Here is an 18697-nt window from a genome sequence, read left to right on the forward strand (position 1 = left end):
GACTACGGCGACGTGGATGCCGCTTCGTCCTCGGGCAACCTGCCGGTGGCCTGGAAGATGACGCGCCTGGCCACCTCGACGGCGTGGTCGGCGAAGCGTTCGTAGAACCGGCCCAACAACGTCACATCGACCGCTGCTGCCACACCGTGCTTCCATTCGCGGTCCATCAGCACCGAAAACAGGTGCCGGTGCAGGTCGTCCATGGCGTCGTCTTCTTCGCGGATCCGGGCCGCTTTTTCCGGGTCGCGCGACAACACCACCTCTTGTGCGCTGTTGCCCAATTCGACTGCGACTCTGCCCATTTCAGCGAAATACCCGTTGACTTCCTCGGGCAGCGCATGCTGGGGATGGCGCCGGCGGGCGATCTTGGCGACGTGCAGCGCCAACGCGCCCATCCGGTCGATGTCGGCCACCATCTGGATCGCGCTCACGATCGACCTCAGGTCACCGGCGACAGGCGCCTGCAATGCCAGCAGCACGAACGCGCTTTCCTCGGCCTGGGCGCTCAACGCTGCGATCTCTTCATGGCCGGAGATCACCTGCTCGGCGAGCACCAGGTCGGCCTGCAGCAACGCCTGGGTGGCCCGTTCCATGGCGACGCCGGCTAACCCGCACATCGCGCCAAGGCGCTCAGACAGGTCCGAGAGCTGCTCGTGGTAGGCGGTGCGCATGCTGCCAAGCCTACTTCTCAGTAAGGAAAAATGGCGCCCGCGCCAGGTGAATTATGGTCACTCACAGGTGGTGTCGGCAGCGTTCGTCACCGTCAGGTCCTCGGGCAGCTTGGTCGGAGCGTTGCCGGGGTTGCGGTCTATCTGGACGCTGACCGACGAGCCGGTGGGTGGCGGAGAGGTTACCGTCTTGAAGTCCGGGCCGAGCACGACCTGAACAACCTGCCCGTAACCGGTAACCCGCTCGATCTTGGAACTGGCGAACGCCGAGGCAACCGTGGCTGCCGCCTGCTCGTTGCCGGCCGAGAAGAACACCGTGGTCGAGTTCACCTGACTCGGATAGTCATCGGGCGCCATCACGTTGAAACCGTCGCGCTTGAGCTGGCTGGACGCCGTTGTGGCAAGACCGGACTGGCTGGTCGCGTTGGACACCCGCACGGTTACGTCCTCCGGCGACGCCGTCGTCACCTGTTGGCGCTGAGCCTCCGGCGCCGCGCTCGGTGGCGCCGGTGCCTTCTTGGTGGTGGGCGTGCCGGATTTCGCCGCGGTCAGGTTCTGGGCGTTTTGATCGTTCTCCATCGGCAGCGGATCATCGTTGATGATCGCGTCGAAGAGCGAACGCATGTCGGCCGTACGCGGTGGCTCATCGCCGTTCTGGTCGGTCACGCCTGTGGGCACGGTCACGAAGGTGAAGTGCCCGGCCGCGGTGCCCTGCAGCGACTGACCCAGTTGGACCAAGTCCTTGGTCTTGACGTTGTCGACGGAGGTGTTGCCGATGACCATGTTGACGACGTTGTTGAGCTTGCCGAGGTCGGTCAGCGTGTCCTCGGAGATGAGCGAACGCAGCAGCGACGACAGGAACAATTGCTGGCGTTTGATGCGGCCGTAGTCACCGTTGGTTTCGGTGGAGACCTGGCGCGCACGGACGTAGTTCAACGCCGTTGGCCCGTCCACGATTTGGCGTCCGGCATGTTCCAGGACCGTCCCGAGCTCGTAATCGTGCAGCGGTGTCTTGCTGCATACCTCGACGCCGCCCAGTGCCTCGACCATCTTCGCGAATCCGGCGAAGTCGACGGCGATGAAGTGGTTGATGCTCAGGCCGGACAGCTTCTGGATTTCCTTGACCAGACATTTCGGGCCGCCGAAGGAGTACGCGGAGTTCAGTTTGGTTTCCGTGTACACCATCTTCCCGCCCCAGGACTTCGTCTTCGCGTCGTAGAGGGGCCCGTACTTGCCGGTGTCGGGGTTCCACGCCTCGCATTGCATCGGCGTGATCGCCAGGTCGCGGGGGAACGACACCGCCACCACCCGCTTACGGTTCGCCGGAATATTCACCAGCATCACCGTGTCCGACCGCGCGCCGTCGGCGTCGTCAGTGTCCCCGGCGCCCATGTTCGCGTTCTCCCCGGCACGCGAGTCGACCCCGACGATCAGGAAGTCTTCGTCGCCGTACTGTCCGGCGGGGTCGCGGATGTCGCTCGAGTTTTGGTCGAGCGCACTGATGACATTGAGCCGGGCGTTTTTCGACGAACTCCACTGCCATGCGCCGCCGGTCAGGGCCAGCGCCAGCACGGCAAACAGTGCCGACAGTGAGCGTGCGGCAATCAGCACCGGTCGTCTGCGGGACTTGCGGTTCGACGCCGCATCCTTGGGAGTTTTCGCCTTACGGATACGCCTCGACTTCACCGGGAGCGAGGTGGCCAGTTCTTCGACGGCGTCGTTGGACTCCGGTTCGTCGCCGTTGGGATAGTCGGCGACCTCGAGGTCGGGAAGCTCGGAGAAGACGTCCTGCAAGTACGCCGGGTTCTCGATGACCTGCGTGTCCTGCATGGCGGTGGTTGCGTCCGAAACGGCCTCGGCGAACTCGGGCTCGGAGGCGTGGTGATGATGCGCGGGCGGACCCTGGGGCGTGGCGCCCACCTTGGCGATCAGCTCAGCGACGCTGAGTCCGCTACCGGTATGCGACCCGACCCGATCGGACGAGGCCGATACGGCCGGGTTCTCTGACTGCGCCTCGATAGGCGGCTCGACCTGCCACCGGTGCAGATTGTCATCGAGTTGTGGCTCCGAAAACCGTTCCCAGGGTGCGGGACTCGGACTTGATGCGATCAGCTGGTCGGTCCCGGATGCGCGCTCGGAACCAAGAGTGGCGCCACGGTCGCCGTCACTCATGTCCTAATCGCCTCCGAAGATCTGTTGCGGACGCCAAGGGTTGTCCGTGCGCCGCGTCGCGGCAGCGCTGCCGCAATCTAGCGTGTTGACCTGCGCAACCCGTGGGCGGCGCCGCATTGATAGCCCTCGTGCAGCGGGATAAACCGAACCGCCGCCAAAGCGCAATCCAGCAAGGTCCACATCGTACTGATTTATCAGTCCGGACGCGATCTCGCACGGATCGAGTCAGCAGCCGGTACATGACCTCGCACTGGTCGAGTCAGCCGCCGGAGTGCATGACATCCGCGCCGGCGGGAACCGTGCAGTCCTCGGGGTCGGCCAACCAGCCGTCGGGCAGGGCGACGCGGGCAGGCGACCCTTGCCGACCCCGGGGGCCGGTCGCCGCGTCCGGAAATGGGACTCTGCCGTCCAGCTGGTGCAGCAGGTCGTCGAGTTCGTCGAGTGTTTTGACCAGCGCCAGTGCCCGGCGCAAGTCGGACCCCGCGGGGAAGCCGTGCAGGTACCACGCGATGTGCTTGCGGATATCGCGCATGCCCTTGTCTTCGCCGAAATGCGCGGCCAGCAGTTGGCCGTGGCGGCGCATGATGTCGGCGACCTCGCCGAGCGTGGGTGGGATGGGCACCGGATTACCGGTGAACGCCGCCGACAGCTCGGCGAACAACCACGGCCGGCCCAGGCAGCCGCGCCCGATCACCACACCGTCGCACCCGGTCGATGCCATCATGGCCAGCGCGTCACTGGCGTCGTAGATGTCGCCGTTGCCGAGCACCGGAATCGTCTGCACCTGCTGCTTGAGCTGCGCGATCTGTTCCCAATCGGCGGTGCCCGAGTACCGTTGCGCCGCGGTTCGGGCATGCAGGGCAACCGCTGCGGCGCCTTCTGATTCGGCGATGCGGCCGGCGTCCAGGTGGGTGTGGTGGTCGTCGTCGATGCCGATGCGGAATTTGACGGTCACCGGGATGTCGGTGCCCTCGGTGCCGCGCACGGCCGCGGCGACTATCTGGCCGAACAGCCGCCGCTTGAACGGCAGCGCCGCCCCGCCGCCCCGCTTGGTGACCTTGGGCACCGGGCAGCCGAAATTCATGTCGATGTGGTCGGCCAGGCCGTCGTCGGCGATCATCCGGGCAGCCGCATATGTGGTGGCCGGGTCGACGGTGTAGAGCTGCAGCGAGCGTGGTGATTCGTCCGGGGAGAACGTCGTCATGTGCAGGGTGGCCGGGTGGCGCTCGACGAGCGCCCGCGCCGTGACCATCTCGCACACGTAGAGGCCGCTGACCGTGCCGACCTTGGCCAGCTCCAGTTCACGACACAGTGTCCGGAACGCGACGTTGGTCACACCGGCCATCGGGGCCAGCACCACCGGGCTGGCGAGCTCGATGGGTCCAATGCGCACCGCCCGGCTACCGCCCGCTCATGGTGAGCTTGCCCGCAGTCTTGTGGAGCTCGAACGCGGTGGTCGTCTTTCCCGTCCGGGCTTCCCGGTCGAGTTGGCGCTGCTTGGAGATCTCGAACTTGTCGCAGGCAGTCTCGAGCTCCTGGATCAGCAGTCCCAGGTCGTCACGAAGCGCGGCGGCTTCACCGCTGAAGTCCTCACGCTCGAAGATGCGCCATTTCTTCAGCACCGGCATGACGACCTCGTCCAGGTGGATCCGGGGGTCGTAGACGCCGCCGACGGCGATGGCAACCGCTTTGCGGCGGAATTCGGGCACCTGGTAGCCGGGCATCTGGAAGTTGCGCAGCACCTTGTGCAGCGACCTCATCGCCTGATTCGGCGAAGCGTCAAAGCCGGCCGCGGTGACATCGCGGTAGAGGATCATGTGCAGGTTCTCGTCGGCCGAGATCTTGGCCAGCAACTGATCGGCGATCGTCTCGTTGCAGGCTTTGCCGGTGTTACGGTGCGAGATCCGCGTCGCCAGCTCCTGGAATGTGACGTAGACGACGGAATCGAACAGGCTCTCGGCGAACAGATCGGCTCGAACCTGGTGGTTTTGGCCCGGACTGAAGCCGCGGTTCACCACCTCCATGCGCAGCTTCTCCAGTTCGACCGGATCGACCGCGCGGGTCACCACCAAGTAGTCGCGCAGCGCGATGCCGTGGCGGTTCTCTTCGGCGGTCCACCGGTTGACCCAGTAACCCCAGGGCCCGTCCATGCCGAAGTTCATGGCGATCTCGCGGTGATAGGACGGCAGGTTGTCCTCGGTCATCAGGTTCTGCACCATCGCGACCTGCGCGATATCGGAAAGCTGGCTCTGCCCGGGCTCCCATTCCTGGCCGCCCAGCGCATAGAAGTTCTTCCCATCCGACCACGGGATGTAGTCGTGTGGGTTCCAGTTCTTGTGCACGCTCAGATGCCGGTTTATGCACGACTCGAGGACCGGCTCGAGTTCGTGCAAGAGCTGTAAGTTTGTCAGCTCGGCTGACATGGCGCCCCCAGTTATCTGTGTCTAGTGGTAGCAGTCAATATATCTGTGCACTTCAGCAGCATCAAGTTGCTTCGCCGAATGCCGGGTCACTATCGGGTTGCACCTCAGGGGCGCGGACATACGGCGCCGCCGTGGTGAAGAGCATGTTGACGCAGTAGTCGATGAACTGCTTGCGCGTCGCCCCCAGCTGCCGGTTCAGGTACGCCGTAAACAGGCCCGACAGGGCGCCGACCAGGCTGGTGGCGATCATTTTCTGCAGCACCGGATCGCCGATCCGGGACAGCTTGCGCTGCAGCAGGTCGATGAAGCTGGGCATCCATGACGCGCCCGATTGGGTCAGTATCGGCTCGACCGTCGGCGCCAACAGCAGCACACGTCCGCGCACCGGGTCGTCGACCATCAGCTCGACGAACTGCTCGACGGCTTCCCTGGGAGTGTCCGCCGAGGTGAGGGTCTCCATTGCCCGCGTGCAGACGTCGTCGTACACCGCGCGCACGAATTCGTCGCGGTCGGAAAAGCTCTCGTAGAAGTAGCGTTCGGTCAGCGCGGCCTTACGGCAGACGGCGCGAACGGTCAGCGCCGGACCGTGCTCGCTGCCCAGCAGCTGCACACCGGCGGCGACGAGGTTGTCGCGGCGCAGGGCATAGCGACTTTCCAGGGGGACGCCGGACCAACGGCCCCGTCGTTGACCCGACGGCACATCGCTCCTAAGCTCAAACTGACAACGCATGTAGTCAAATTAGAGATATCGACCAGGGAACCCGATTGTGACCCAACATACGTCCGCAGCCTGCCCAGTGACCAGCAGCGGAGGTAGCAGCGACGCAACCGCCACCGGCCAGGCGGCAACGGCGCCCGGACCCGACGGAGTCGCCGCCGGCTGCCCGGTGTCACCTCTGGGCTACGAGGCGCCGCCCACGCCACTGGGCCCGGATTCGCTGACGTGGAAATACTTCGGCGACTGGCGCGGGATGCTGCAGGGACCGTTCGCGGGATCCATGCAGAACATGCACCCCCAGCTGGGCGCGGCTGTCGAGCAGCACTCGACGTTCCTTCGGGAGCCGTTGCCGCGGGTAATGCGGTCGCTGTACCCCATCGGCGGCGTCGTCTTCGATGGTGACCGCGCCCCGATGACGGGCGCGCAGGTGCGTGACTACCACGTCGACATCAAGGGTGTGGACGACCAGGGGCGCCGCTACCACGCGCTGAACCCCGACGTCTTCTACTGGGCGCACAGCACCTTCTTTGTCGGCACGATCCATGTAGCCGAACGGTTGGGCGGCGGCCTCACCGAAGCCGAGAAGCGCCAGCTGTTCGACGAACACATCCAGTGGTACCGGATGTACGGCATGAGCATGCGGCCGGTGCCGAAGTCCTGGGAGGAGTTCCAGGTCTACTGGGATCACATGTGCCGCAACGTGTTAGAGGACAACTTCGCGACGCGAGCGGTGCTCGATCTGACGAAATACGACAAACCGCCGATCGCACCGTGGCTTCCGGACTGGCTGTGGGTCGGCCTGTGCAAGTTGTCCGCGCCGTTCTTCCTCTGGTTGACGGTCGGCTTGTATCACCCGGCCGTTCGCGAGCGGTTGGGCTATCGATGGTCCCGCAGCGACGAATGGCTGCACCGGCGCTTCGGCAACCTCGTTCATCTCGTTTTCTCTTGTGTGCCAAGGCGATACCGCAAACACCCGCGGGCCCGCGCCGGTCTCGACCGCGCATCCGGGCGCGTCCCAGCCGACGCTCCGCTGCCGCAGACACCGGCGCGCAATCTGCCGCCCCTGGACGAGCGGGGCGACCCAAAGCACTACTGCCCCGAGGTGTCCTAGCTCCAAAGAGCCTGTGCCGGTTAGTGATTCAGCCGCGACTCGGCCGTTTCGGGCGCTCGGCCGGCGCTGATCCGGCGACGGCCGTCAACCCAGCCTCGCCGCGATGATGACTGGGAACCCCCGGACCGGCGTGCTCGGCGTTGTATACGGCGTCCATGACGAGCTGGCGTACGTGGTCGTTCTCCAGGCTGTAGAAGATGGTGGTTCCCTCCCGGCGGGTGCGCACCAGCCGCGCCATCCGAAGCTTCGCCAGATGCTGGGAGACGGACGGCGCGGGCTTGCCGACGTGCTCGGCGAGTTCGTTGACCGACATCTCGCGATGCGTCAACGACCAGAGCGCCTGCACGCGGGTGGTGTCGGCCAGCATCCGGAACACCTCGACGACCAGACTGGCCTGGTCGTCGGGCAGCCGCTCTTCGCTACTACCTGCATGCATACGCAGATAGTAGCCGGAGGCCGGGGAGTAAGCCCCACGGCCGGAAAGCCGGCGCTGTGCTATTAACTAGATTATCTATATTTTGTTGGCGTTCCGCATGAAGGAGCAGCATGGCGCGCACCGAGAGTGATCGTTGGGATCTGGCAACGAGCGTCGGGGCGACGGCGACGATGGTGGCCGCTCAGCGGGCGATATCGACCGACCAGAAACTCATCGACGACCCCTACGCTGCGCCCTTGGTGCGCGCCGTTGGAATCGATGTCTACGTCCGGCTGGTCAACGGTCAGATCCCCGTCGGGGGAGACGCCGGGTTCGATCCGCAGCGCATGGCCCAGGGCATGGCCTGCCGGACCCGCTTCTACGACCAGTTCTTCCTCGACGCGGCGGGCAGCGGCGTCGGCCAGGCCGTGATCCTCGCGGCGGGTCTTGATGCCCGGGCCTACCGGTTGCCGTGGCCGGCCGGCACCGTCGTGTATGAGGTCGACATGCCGGAGGTGATCGAGTTCAAGACGTCGACGCTCCGCGATCTCGGTGCCGAGCCGACCGCAGAGCGGCGCACCGTCGGCGTGGATCTGCGCGACGATTGGGTCGCGGCTCTACAGGCGTCGGGTTTCGACCCGCAAGCCCCGGCGGCATGGAGCGCCGAAGGTCTGCTCATCTATCTGCCGGACGAGGCGCAGGACGCGTTGTTCGACAACATCACCGCTCTCAGTGCGCCCGGCAGCCGGCTGGCGTTCGACATCGTGCCGAACACTGCCGTCTTCGCCGACGAGCGGTGGCGCGCTCACCACGACCGCATGAGCGAACTGGGATTCGAGGTCGATTTCAACGACCTCGTCTATCACGGCCAGCGCAGTCACGTCTTCGACTGTCTGCAGCAGCGGGGCTGGGAGACCTCGCGGCACACGGTCAGAGAGCTGTACGCGGCCAACGGGTTCGCCTATCACGACGACGACGTCGCGCAGGCCTTCGCCGACATCACCTACAGCAGTGCGGTGCTCGAGGGATAACGTGCGCCGCTACGAGCGAAGCAGGTCGTCCCTGGGCTGGCCGATGAGCATCTCGTCGAACACCGCGCGAGCGGGCGCGTACAAGTTCTGAAACGTCGCCCGCACCGCGTCGAAGTTGTATTCGGGGATCGACGCGGTCGGCGTCCAGAAGCTGTCGATATCTAATAGGAAAAACGGCCCGGGCTCGGCTGGCAGCGTGCGCCGCAGGTGGTAGTTGGGATCCACCGACTGTCCCAAGCCCGGCCCGTACCGCACGATCATCGACTTGCCTGGCTGCGGCTCGCGATAGACCGCGGCGCCCTGCCACTCGGTCAGAGTCAAGCCGCCAGGCGCGTTGCGGTGCGGTCCGAGCAGCGGCTCGGCGATCTGGTTGGACCAATCGATACGGCCATCCGCGCCGGTGGGAACTCGAACCTCGACGACGTAGCGCAGACCGATGCGCTCCACCCCGACGATCGACGAGAGCTGGGAGCGGGCATCCACGACGCGCATCACGACATCCAGCAGTGCCTCGAAAGTCGAGTAAGCGGTCGTCTCGACGACGACCGCTTGGGATTTGATCGAGGCGGCCAGCGTGTTGTCGCGGTTGACGTACCGGACGAAGCGTTCCGTGGCGGGCGCCGGGCTTCCGCCGGGCCCCATTCCCCACGCGACGTCTTGTCCCTGGCGCTCGATCGGAAGGTGGTCGGCGAGCAGGTTTTTGAGCTCCCTGCTCGACGCTTCGTTGAGGGAATCCGTTGCCGGGTGACGGATTTCCATCGTCACCAGGGCTATGGGCGTGGTCGGCCCGGCCGCATCGACACTCACCTCGCGAAGCATAGCCAAGCCGTTTGGCGGCTCAACGCAGGCCGAGCCGCGCGGCGGCCCGGTGAAACCGCAGGACGCACGCCACAAAGGGGCGGTTCGCCCTACCCTGGTGCGAGAAGCCCGGACGCCGGGATCTGAAAGGGGCACTGACCGCGGGCGAGAATCCCAAGGCCCGAACCGGAATCACATTATTGAGGTACGGCCTGCCCGCCGTGGTGGCGATTCTGGTCCTGGCGCCGCGCACCCCTGCACCCCCGGATCCGCCGCACCTCGACGAGCGCGACCCACCGCCGACCGAGATCATGGTTCCGTCCATGCCGCCATTGGTCGAACCGGCGTACCGGCCGCCCGAACCTCCGCCACCGGCTCCCTAGCGCTGCCGGCCGTCGATCATCGCCCGAGGTGATGTGCCATTTCGGTGCCCCCACTAGGACTCGAACCTAGGACCTGCGGATTAAAAGTCCGTAGCTCTACCAACTGAGCTATAGGGGCGCGAGGGTTCAGGATACTGGGTGGCAAACGCGCCCCGAACACCGCTCGTTTGAGGATTGGGCGTGCGGTGACCTAAGCTATCGTGGCTCCCAACGGTAGTTGCGTTGCGAGTACCCCGGAGTGATTCGGTTCTGGCCCCCATCGTCTAGTGGCCTAGGACGCCGCCCTTTCACGGCGGTAGCACGGGTTCGAATCCCGTTGGGGGTACGCGACGCGTTACGCGCGGAGCAGTAGTACAGCAAGGCCCTGTGGCGCAGTTGGTTAGCGCGCCGCCCTGTCACGGCGGAGGTCGCGGGTTCGAGTCCCGTCAGGGTCGCCAATACGGCGAGGCACATGCTGCCTTCCGGCCAGGTAGCTCAGTCGGTATGAGCGTCCGCCTGAAAAGCGGAAGGTCGCCGGTTCGATCCCGGCCCTGGCCACTTGGATTGCATTGCACGAGCGTGGTGACGGCACGCTAGCGATCTCACCCGTCGGCTTGGTCATGCTCAGCGTTCGGGCGTAGCGTGCCCAGCCCGGTGATCGCAATGCTAACCGACTTCCGTTGTCCACCAACGGCAAGCAGGAAAAGTATGTCGCTGATCTGCGCGCCCAACCAAAACCGCCAGAACTGCCTGCGGAGAAATTTCCATACGTAGCTGCCGTCCCCGATCAACCCATATCCCACGATCCAGAGCAAGTAGTAAACGCCGCGCTTCCGACGCGCGGTAACCATCTCGACATTCATCTCCATGATTTCGAGACCCCAAGCCCGGTAACGCCATTCAAGCTCGTACTTGCGCTGGAACTCATAGAAGGCCAGCATCTCGCCACTGGTGACGAGGTACTCGTCGAAGACAAGGACGGATCCTTCGATGAAACGGTCCTTGCAGGTCTCTAACGCGTGCAGGCAACTCTCATAGGTATCCAAATCCATGTGGAAAAGCCGAATCGGGGCGGCTGGATGGGCCGCCAAGAACGGGGCCAACGTCTCGTAGGTACTTCCCTTGACGAACCGCACCTTGCGACCGAGCGTGTCGGGGACGCCGTCGTGCAGGGTCACACCGGTATCCCGGATCAAGCGCTGGGCGAACGGCTCTGATAATGAAAAGGTGCCACGCTGGACGACCGCCTGGTCGTCGACTTGCCAGTCTTCAACAAGGCCAGAAAATGTATCGAAGCCGTACACCGGGCGGCCGGAAGCGTCGGATATCAGCCGTGTCGACCAGCCGATCCAGGCGCCAAGATCAAGCAGTAGCTCGTCGGAATCCTGGGGGCACAGTCCCGGCAGCAGCGATGCCTCCGACAACAGCGTATGGCCCCGAATCCTGCATGCGCGGAGATCCGAAAGGGTGTGGCCGATGAACGAACGGTATGCGTCGTCATAAACCCTGATGTCCCGGGCATACAAGTTCGGAATGTAGCGGTCGCGACCCGGATAAACCACGCGCGCACAGAGGAGCACCAGTAGGACCAGGCCGATCGCGACGAGGAGAACCGGCACGAAGTAACACGCCGTAGCCACAACGAGCGCGACCCCGATGAGAATCGCTTTCCATACGTGATGGAGATTCGTACGATCCACTCTCGGCCTATCGATGAAGTCGAAAACCTGGTGTCGATTCTCCACTCTGGTATGTTCGCGCAATCCTAACGGAGCTGATAAATGCTGGTCGGTTTAATCCGCCGAAGTGCCAGCAAACGCGGCGAACGGCCAATGCAGAGTGCTAGAAACCGTTGCCCTAAAACACGATTTCGACTAGATCGGCGCGATGATGTCCGACGTGTAGAAGTCAATCGGCCTTTGCGAGTGCGGCGAGGGGCGGTCAACGAACACCCAAACGCCCGTCGTATTCGCGGAGATCGTATCGTGCAGCGTCACCGTGCCTGCGCCGGAGCCGTCGGTGTCGAGACCGCCCGCGGTGACGCCGGCATCTCCGGCCGCGCAGCCCGCACCAGGCCTGGGCGATTGGATCAGCCTGACGTTGTAGTGGGCCTGCGGCTCGGCGGCAATTAGTTCCACCTGTGCGACGACCTTGTTTGGTGCTGCCTTACTGATGACGGACTGGCCGCGGCCTGTACCGAATGTCGGTACATTTACCGCCCAGGTGAAGTCGCACGCGCGAAATTTTGGTATCAGCGGCTGAAGTGAGCTCGCGGGACTGGAATCCGCCACCGCAACGCCGGTCGCTCACCAGAAGGCCACGGTTCCAAGCATATTGGCACCAACAAGCAACAGCGCAGTGATTCTTCGCATTTATTTCCTGACGCATAATTTCGACGCAAATATTGTTTTGAACGTACCAAATGTAGTGAACGAATTTAGCTATAACAGAGCTCACAGTTAGGCAAATCACATGCCGCAATACTGTGAAATCCAGCTCACACGATCACTGCGCGCCGTCGCCGTCGCCGTCGCCGTCGCCGTCCTCGGCGTCGCAGGCCATGGCTCGGATACGCGGCATTGCTGAGTATTGTGTACTATACCTAGCATGGCGGACAAGCTCCCGGCGCGACTGGCCGAACACCCCACCGTGCGAAAGGTGCGGGCGCGTGCGTCCCGCAAGCCGGGCGTCCTGGACGCCGATTGGCTGCGCGAAATCTGTCTGGCTGCCGGTGCCGACGATGTGGCGTTCGCTAGTGTGGACAATCCCGCGCTGGCCTCCGAGGTCGAGCATGTTCAGGCCGCCCTGCCGGGAACCAAGAGTTACATCTCGCTGGTGGTCAAGATGAACCGCGACAACGTGCGGTCGACCGCGCGCAGCGTCGCCAATCAGGAATTCCACCGCAGCGGCGAGGTTCTCAATGAGGCGGCCCACCGCATCGTGCGTCAATTGCAGGATGCCGGTTATCGGGTGCTGAACCCGTCGGCGACCTTCCCGATGGAGATGGACCGCTTTCCCGGCCGCATCTGGGTAGTGGCGCACAAACCGGTCGCCGTGGCGTCGGGACTCGGCGTAATGGGCATCCACCGCAACGTGATTCACCCAAAGTTCGGCAATTTCATCCTGCTGGGCACGATTCTGGTTGACGCGCCGGTCAGCAGCTATGGAGAGCCGCTGGACTACAGTCCCTGCTTGGAATGCAAGCTATGTGTGGCAGCGTGCCCGGTCGGCGCGATCGGCAAGAACGGCGAATTCGACTGGCAAGCCTGCTCGGTGCATAACTACCGGGAGTTCATGGGCGGGTTCACCGACTGGGTCCAGACCATCGCCGACAGTGCTGATGGGGACGACTTCCGTTCGCGGGTAAGCGATTCGGAAAACGCCTCGATGTGGCAGAGCCTCTCGTTCAAACCCAACTACAAGGCCGCGTACTGCCTGGCGGTGTGTCCCGCCGGCGAGGACGTCATCGAGCCTTACCTCGACGATCGCAAGGGGTTCATGGACTTGGTACTAAAACCGTTGCAGGACAAGAAGGAAACGCTGTATGTGCTGCCGAACTCGGCGGCCAAAGCACACGCGGAACGACGTTATCCACACAAGCGAGTGAAGGTCGTCGACAGCGGGGTCGGGGGCCGCTAACGCCCGGCTATGCCTGGTGCAGGCTGACCGGTATGCCAGAGTAGCGGACCATGCCGGTGACCACGTCGATGTCGTCCTTGTTGGTCAGGCGATTGACGTTGGCGTCGTGGTGACCGTGCGGAATCGACACCGCTCCACGCCGGATCGACTCGTCGACTTTCGCGATGCCGGTCAGTTCTCCGTTGGCGCTGCGGACGGTTACTTGTTGGCCGTCCACGACGCCCGCGGCGATGCCGTCGTCGGGGTGGATAAGGATTTCGGCACGCTCACCCATGAAATCGAGTTGCCCATTCAGCTTCTTGCGCTGCCGGCGCGGCACGAAGACCAGTGGCGCGGGTGGCTCGAGGGCGCTGAGCTGATCGACGAGCAACGGTGGCGCCAGTCGCCAGCCGCCCATCCGCTCGATGTGCTCATCGACCCACGGCGCGGGCAGATCCTGGGGGGCCTCCGCCCAACCCGTGGCCGCCACCTCGTCGTATTTGACCCGGGCGCCGGCCAGCAGGATGGCCAGGACATCGTCATCTGTGCTGCTGTCGGGATCCCCAAGAGTGCCGAGGTCGTAGCCGAGCCGCCGGCCGAGTTCGGCGAACACCCACCACATCGATCGCCGTTCGCCGACCGGTTCCACGACGGCGGGGCTGTACTGCACGGACACCCGCGCACTGAGGACGTCGTGGATGGTGATATCCGGCCGTTCCAACGGATCTTTGGTCGGCAGCACGTGAGTCGCCAGTTCCGTCGTCTCGTTGTTGATGATCTCGGTAGTCGCGAACACCTCGAGGCGCTGCAGCGCCGGAATCAACTTCCCCGTCTCGGGCATACACGTGACCAGGCTGCCGCCCACGTTGATCAGGGCGCGGATGTTTCCCGCGTCGATTTCGTCGGGTAAGACGGCGCACGGCCATTCGTTGATGAACGCCTGCGCCTCAGGGCGGCTGCGAGGGCCGGGGCCAAAAGATCCCTCGATCGGCGTGATCGGCAGCAGATCACCGAAAACCTCGAGCTGATAAGCGAATCCGGGATGGAACCAGGTCCCGCCCGGCCGGTTCATCGCGCCGGTGAGGATCATCAATACCCAGGCGAGCCACTGGGTGACGTTGGCCCGGTCGGCGGTCATGGTGACGCCCGTCCCGGTTTCGATCGCGACGCACTTTGCGGCGCGGACCGCCTCGCACAGCCGCGTCAACTCGGCCTCTGGCACATCGGCCAGTGCCGCGGCGTGTGCCAGGGTGAAGGGTTCCACCGCAGCCGCCAGTTCGTCGATCCCCTGAACCGGCACGTCGGGTTTCCGTCCGTCGCGCAGGATCTCGCGGACCAGATAAGCCAGCACCGCGTGGTCGGTACTGGGGCGCGGCGCCAGGTGGCCGGTGGCCAGCCGGGCGGTCTCGGTGCGCCGCGGGTCGATAACCCACACCTGCCCGCGCTTGGCGATGTCGCGCACGGTGCCCGTGGGATTGGGCATCGAGATCGCATGACCATGGGAGACAACAGGATTGACTCCGACGAGCATCAGAAAGTCGGTGTTGTCCAAGTCGGTGCGGCCGGACAGCCCCATGAATCCACCCACCAGATCCGAGACCAACGGCTTGGCGGTGCCGTCGATGGTGAGCGGGCTGAACTTCGCCGGAGTGCCGATCGCCGCGTGCAGCGCTTCGGCCATCCGGAAGCCGGCGCTCTCCATGGTGCTGAAGTAGAAGGCGATCGACTCGGGTCCGTGTCGGTCGATGATGTCCTTCAGTCGCGTGCCCAGGTCGTCCAGGCATGCGTCCCATCCGGTGTCCTGCAACTGGCCGTCCACCCGCATCCGGGGCCGTTCGAGGCGATCCGGATGGTGATGCAACTGGGGCAAGGCACGACCCTTCGCGCAGGTATAGCCGTGCGAGAACGGGTGGTCCTTGTCGCCGTGGACCTGGATGACCTTGTCGCCCTCGACATCTACCAAAATGCCGCAGACGGAGGTACAGATGCGGCAGAAGCTGCGGACCGTGTGCATCGGACCTACCTCACGTGTCGACTAGCCGATCGGCTACCGCCCGCAGGCTAGCCGATTGGCTAGGGTGACGCAAGTCACTCACCGGATGCTGAGGCTGTGCCCCGCGGTCAGTGGTTTTCGCGAGCATCGCGGGACGGGTGCTCCCAGAACCCGGCCACGAGGCTGCGTGGATCGTGGGCGACCAGCGGGGCTAGTAAGGCCACAATGGCCAGATGCATGTGATGCGGAAGCTCTCTGCGCTATCGGTAGCTCTCGGTCTCGTTGCGGCTGTCGCCCCAGCCCAGGCCGGCCCCGAGGTGCCGCCGGTCAGCGACGCGGCGCGCGCGGCCGGATTCGTCGACGTCCGAACCGTGGTCCCCGACGCCATCATCGATCTGCGCTACGCGACGGCCAATAATTTCACCGGCACCCAGCTGTATCCGTCCGACGCCCGATGCCTGACGCACCAGTCCATGGCGCCGGGGCTCGCCGCGGCCGCGACGGCGCTGCGTCCGCAGGGTCATGTGCTGGTGTTCTGGGACTGCTACCGGCCACACGACGTTCAGGTCCGGATGTTCAACATCGTCCCCAACCCGGCCTGGGTGGCGCGCCCGGGTCAGTTCGCGCACAGCCATGAGTCCGGGCGTTCGGTCGACGTGACGTTCACCGCGGTGCAACAGCAGTGCCCGCCCGAACGTCAGGTGGACGGACTTTGCCTGGCCGATATGGGTACCGATTTCGATGATTTCTCCCCGCGGGCAACGGCATTCGCCACCCAAGGCGTCAGCGCGGACGCCCAGGCGAACCGGGCCCGCCTGCGCAATGCCATGAATTACGGCGGGTTGACCGTGTATTCCGGTGAGTGGTGGCATTTCAACGGTGCCGGGGCCGCCGACGACCGTCCAATCCTCAACGTTCCGGTCGACTAGCTGTCTCATATATTGGGAAGCATATTTCATATTATGACCCACCCGGTAAGCTGTGTGCCGAGAAGGCTTCACGGCGAAGGGCTGCACGATGAACGACGTTTCGGTCAAGTACACGCATGGACATCACGAATCGGTGCTGCGCAGTCATCAGCGACGTACCGCACAGGACTCCGCTGCTTACCTGCTGCCGCATCTGAAGTCAGGCCTGTCGGTGCTCGACATCGGTTGCGGCCCGGGGTCGATCACGGCCGATCTCGCTGAGCGCGTCGCGCCCGGGGCGGTGACGGCCGTAGACCAGGTCGCCGACGTCCTCGACATGGCTCGCGCCGAGGCGCAGCGGCGCAACCTGTCCAACGTCTCCTTTGCGACGGCCGATGTCCACCGACTCGACTTCTCCGATGGCACATTCGATGTCGTTCACGCACACCAGGTGCTGCAGCACGTCGCCGATCCGGTGCGGGCATTGCGGGAGATGCGGCGGGTGTGCCGGCCGGGCGGAGTTGTCGCGGCCCGCGACGCCGACTACGCGGGCTTCATCTGGTTCCCGCGACTCGCGGCCCTGGATGCCTGGCGGGACGCTTACCAGCAGGCCGCTCGCGCCAATGGTGGGGAGCCGGACGCGGGCCGGCGGCTGCTGTCCTGGGCCCTGGAAGCGGGATTCGACGACATCACGCCCACCGGCAGCCTCTGGTGCTACGCGACGCCCGCGGACCGCGAATGGTGGGGCGGCATGTGGGCCGACCGAATTCTTCATTCGGCCATCGCTCGCGACATCGTGCGCCTGGGCCTGGCCACCGCCGCGCAGCTCGAGGAGATCTCGGCGGCGTGGCGGGACTGGGCGGCGGCCCCTGATGGCTGGCTGGCGATACCGCACGGCGAAATCCTCTGTCGCGCTTAGCACCGTCAGGCAGTTCGGGGCGACACCGGGAAACCTCCACAGAGCGATTCGAAGGCATCCGCAAGCTTGAGCACGGTGGCATCGTCAAATCGCTTGCCAATGAGCATCATTCCGACCGGCAGGCCGTCGAGCAGACCAGCCGGCACCGAGATCGCCGGATGCCCGGTGATGTCCATGGGCGCGGTGTTGAGCGCCTTGCCGAGGGCCCGCCCCAGCAACCTGACATCGTGCGGGCTGCCCGCCGGGAGCACGTCGGCCGTGCCGGGCACGGTGGGCATTGCCAGGACGTCGTATCGGGCGAGCGCCGCATCGTAGGCCGCGCGCACCTGCGGCAGCAGATTGCGTGCCTTGGCATACGAAGCGCAGCCCAGTGCGCGCAGGCCGTAGTGGCCGCACAGCGCCGTCGCCTTGACGGTATTGGCCAGCTGGTCGGCGTGGACGAGCCGCTGAGTTGCGAAGTGCGCCATGAGTTCTGGGTCATAGAGCCCGTCAGCGCCGAGCCCGTACCCGTTGCCGTCCAGCATCTGATAGGTGGCGCCGTCGGTAAAGATGACGGTGAAGACATGCAGGGCGGTGTGGTGCCAGGGCAGGCTGATATCGTCTACGGCGCAGCCGATTTCGGTAAAGCGGTGTGCCGCGGACCGGACCAGGTCGTCCGCCTCGGGCAGCGAGCCGGGCTGCCCGAAGCCCTCGGCGACAATGCCTACCCGCAGACCGGCCACGTCCCCGGTGAGCACGGCTCGGTAGTCGAGCGCGGGCAGTTGCGCGGGTTGGCGGGGGTCGTGGCCGTCGGCCCCGGCGAGCACGGTGAGCAACAGCGCGGCATCGGCGACGGTCCGCGTCATCGGGCCGACGTGGTCGACCGTCCGTTCAATCGGGAACGCACCCGTGTAGGGGATTAGCCCGTGTGTCGGCTTATGTCCGACGATGCCGCACAGCGAAGCGGGGATCCGAATCGAACCTCCCTGATCCCCGCCGACGGCCAGGTCTACCTCGCCGGCGGCCACCAGTGCGGCGCTGCCGCTGGACGATCCGCCCGCTTCGCGGCGGGCATCCCATGGGTTGCGCACCGGCCCGGACGCGGAGGTGAAGCTCGAACCCGAAGCGCACAGATCCTCGCAGACGCTTTTGCCGGCGATCGTCGCCCCGGCGGCGAGAAGCCGCTGGACGACAGTCGCGTCGCGGCCGGGAACGAAACCCTCCATCGCGCGCGACCCGTTCATCATCGGGATGCCCGCGACGGCGATGTTGTCTTTGACGGCCACCGTCTTGCCCGACAGCGGGCCCCGGGCGCCAGAGGCGATCTGGGTTCTGACATACCAGGCTCCCAGCGGGTTCTGCGCGGGCTCGGGGAACCGGTAGCCGCGTTCGGGGACCTGCGGACGCGCGATCTCGTCGTAGAGTTCGTCGACCACGTCGTAGGACGTCAGCATCTGCCCGACGGCCTCTAGGTAACCGCGGCGCTCGTCGGCGTCGAGGTGAAAGCCGAAGTGGGTGGCCGCGGCCTCGATGTCCGCCGCCGTTGGCCTGGAAACCGCCATGTCGACCTCCGTCGTCGTTT

General features: G+C 65.0%; 17 protein-coding genes and 4 tRNA genes. 9 read left to right on the forward strand and 12 right to left on the reverse strand.

The genetic code is table 11. From position 1 onward, the window contains the following. Positions 1-2: 2 nt before the first annotated feature. The 5 genes from phoU to MNAB215_RS12695 all read right to left on the reverse strand — a co-directional run bounded on the left by phoU (position 3) and on the right by MNAB215_RS12695 (position 5963). Positions 3-671 carry a phosphate signaling complex protein PhoU gene (gene phoU / locus MNAB215_RS12675; RefSeq protein ID WP_077079171.1) on the reverse strand — a complete coding sequence of 223 codons (669 nt, stop codon included), beginning with the start codon at positions 669-671 and terminating at the stop codon, positions 3-5. Between the two features lie 57 nt (positions 672-728). After that, positions 729-2840: an LCP family protein gene (locus MNAB215_RS12680; protein ID WP_077079172.1), complete on the reverse strand. Its 2112-nt coding sequence runs from the start codon at positions 2838-2840 to the stop codon at positions 729-731. 259 nt (positions 2841-3099) lie between these two features. Further along, the gene (gene dusB, locus MNAB215_RS12685) at positions 3100-4233 is read right to left on the reverse strand and encodes a tRNA dihydrouridine synthase DusB (RefSeq protein ID WP_077079173.1); all 1134 of its coding nucleotides are present in this window, start codon (positions 4231-4233) and stop codon (positions 3100-3102) included. Positions 4234-4240: 7 nt separating this feature from the next. After that, the gene (locus MNAB215_RS12690; RefSeq protein ID WP_077079174.1) at positions 4241-5263 is read right to left on the reverse strand and encodes an acyl-ACP desaturase; all 1023 of its coding nucleotides are present in this window, start codon (positions 5261-5263) and stop codon (positions 4241-4243) included. Between the two features lie 61 nt (positions 5264-5324). Beyond that, positions 5325-5963, reverse strand: a complete 639-nt coding sequence (locus MNAB215_RS12695; protein ID WP_077079175.1) for a TetR/AcrR family transcriptional regulator — start codon at positions 5961-5963, stop codon at positions 5325-5327. 67 nt (positions 5964-6030) lie between these two features. On the opposite strand from MNAB215_RS12695, the gene MNAB215_RS12700 reads away from it, so the two are divergent. Further along, complete coding sequence (locus tag MNAB215_RS12700) at positions 6031-7092, forward strand: oxygenase MpaB family protein (RefSeq protein WP_077079176.1); 1062 nt, start codon at positions 6031-6033, stop codon at positions 7090-7092. A 28-nt stretch (positions 7093-7120) separates the two neighbouring features. On the opposite strand, the gene MNAB215_RS12705 is transcribed toward MNAB215_RS12700, so the two are convergent. Next, a complete protein-coding gene (locus tag MNAB215_RS12705; RefSeq protein WP_077079177.1) occupies positions 7121-7528 on the reverse strand; it encodes an ArsR/SmtB family transcription factor in 408 nt (135 codons plus the stop codon). A 110-nt stretch (positions 7529-7638) separates the two neighbouring features. Between MNAB215_RS12705 and MNAB215_RS12710 the strand changes: the two genes are divergently transcribed. Further along, entirely contained in the window at positions 7639-8538 is a 900-nt protein-coding gene (locus MNAB215_RS12710) for a class I SAM-dependent methyltransferase (protein ID WP_077079178.1), read from the forward strand. Between the two features lie 9 nt (positions 8539-8547). Here MNAB215_RS12710 and MNAB215_RS12715 read toward each other — a convergent pair whose 3' ends face one another. Further along, positions 8548-9357, reverse strand: coding sequence for a TIGR04255 family protein (locus tag MNAB215_RS12715; RefSeq protein WP_077079179.1), 810 nt, complete (start codon positions 9355-9357; stop codon positions 8548-8550). 179 nt (positions 9358-9536) lie between these two features. On the opposite strand from MNAB215_RS12715, the gene MNAB215_RS29430 reads away from it, so the two are divergent. Next, the gene (locus tag MNAB215_RS29430) at positions 9537-9719 is read left to right on the forward strand and encodes a hypothetical protein (RefSeq protein ID WP_131829109.1); all 183 of its coding nucleotides are present in this window, start codon (positions 9537-9539) and stop codon (positions 9717-9719) included. A gap of 45 nt (positions 9720-9764) precedes the next feature. On the opposite strand, the gene MNAB215_RS12720 is transcribed toward MNAB215_RS29430, so the two are convergent. Beyond that, positions 9765-9837: transfer RNA gene (locus MNAB215_RS12720), tRNA-Lys, on the reverse strand. 134 nt (positions 9838-9971) lie between these two features. Here MNAB215_RS12720 and MNAB215_RS12725 point away from each other — a divergent pair. From MNAB215_RS12725 to MNAB215_RS12735, 3 genes are all read left to right on the forward strand, one after another. Next, a tRNA-Glu gene (locus MNAB215_RS12725) sits at positions 9972-10044 on the forward strand. A 35-nt stretch (positions 10045-10079) separates the two neighbouring features. Further along, positions 10080-10156 (forward strand) — tRNA-Asp (locus MNAB215_RS12730). Between the two features lie 26 nt (positions 10157-10182). Continuing rightward, positions 10183-10256: transfer RNA gene (locus MNAB215_RS12735), tRNA-Phe, on the forward strand. 44 nt (positions 10257-10300) lie between these two features. Here MNAB215_RS12735 and MNAB215_RS12740 read toward each other — a convergent pair. Next, the gene (locus tag MNAB215_RS12740; protein ID WP_245830288.1) at positions 10301-11443 is read right to left on the reverse strand and encodes a class I SAM-dependent methyltransferase; all 1143 of its coding nucleotides are present in this window, start codon (positions 11441-11443) and stop codon (positions 10301-10303) included. A gap of 129 nt (positions 11444-11572) precedes the next feature. Then, complete coding sequence (locus MNAB215_RS12745; protein WP_083746112.1) at positions 11573-11836, reverse strand: hypothetical protein; 264 nt, start codon at positions 11834-11836, stop codon at positions 11573-11575. 469 nt (positions 11837-12305) lie between these two features. Here MNAB215_RS12745 and MNAB215_RS12750 point away from each other — a divergent pair, with 469 nt between their 5' ends. Continuing rightward, positions 12306-13337, forward strand: coding sequence for an epoxyqueuosine reductase (locus tag MNAB215_RS12750; RefSeq protein ID WP_077079180.1), 1032 nt, complete (start codon positions 12306-12308; stop codon positions 13335-13337). Between the two features lie 7 nt (positions 13338-13344). Here the strand turns inward: MNAB215_RS12750 and MNAB215_RS12755 are convergent, their stop codons facing one another. Beyond that, positions 13345-15330 carry a molybdopterin-containing oxidoreductase family protein gene (locus tag MNAB215_RS12755; RefSeq protein WP_077079181.1) on the reverse strand — a complete coding sequence of 662 codons (1986 nt, stop codon included), beginning with the start codon at positions 15328-15330 and terminating at the stop codon, positions 13345-13347. Positions 15331-15551: 221 nt separating this feature from the next. Here MNAB215_RS12755 and MNAB215_RS12760 point away from each other — a divergent pair, with 221 nt between their 5' ends. Beyond that, a complete protein-coding gene (locus MNAB215_RS12760) occupies positions 15552-16238 on the forward strand; it encodes a M15 family metallopeptidase (RefSeq protein WP_077081971.1) in 687 nt (228 codons plus the stop codon). Between the two features lie 88 nt (positions 16239-16326). Continuing rightward, on the forward strand, positions 16327-17136 hold the full coding sequence (locus tag MNAB215_RS12765) for a methyltransferase domain-containing protein (RefSeq protein WP_077081972.1): 810 nt from the start codon (positions 16327-16329) through the stop codon (positions 17134-17136). Between the two features lie 5 nt (positions 17137-17141). Here the strand turns inward: MNAB215_RS12765 and MNAB215_RS12770 are convergent, their stop codons facing one another. Continuing rightward, positions 17142-18677, reverse strand: coding sequence for an amidase (locus tag MNAB215_RS12770; RefSeq protein ID WP_077079182.1), 1536 nt, complete (start codon positions 18675-18677; stop codon positions 17142-17144). Positions 18678-18697: the final 20 nt, after the last annotated feature.

The organism is Mycobacterium numidiamassiliense, assembly GCF_900157365.1.
Classification (GTDB): Bacteria; Actinomycetota; Actinomycetes; order Mycobacteriales; family Mycobacteriaceae; genus Mycobacterium; species Mycobacterium numidiamassiliense.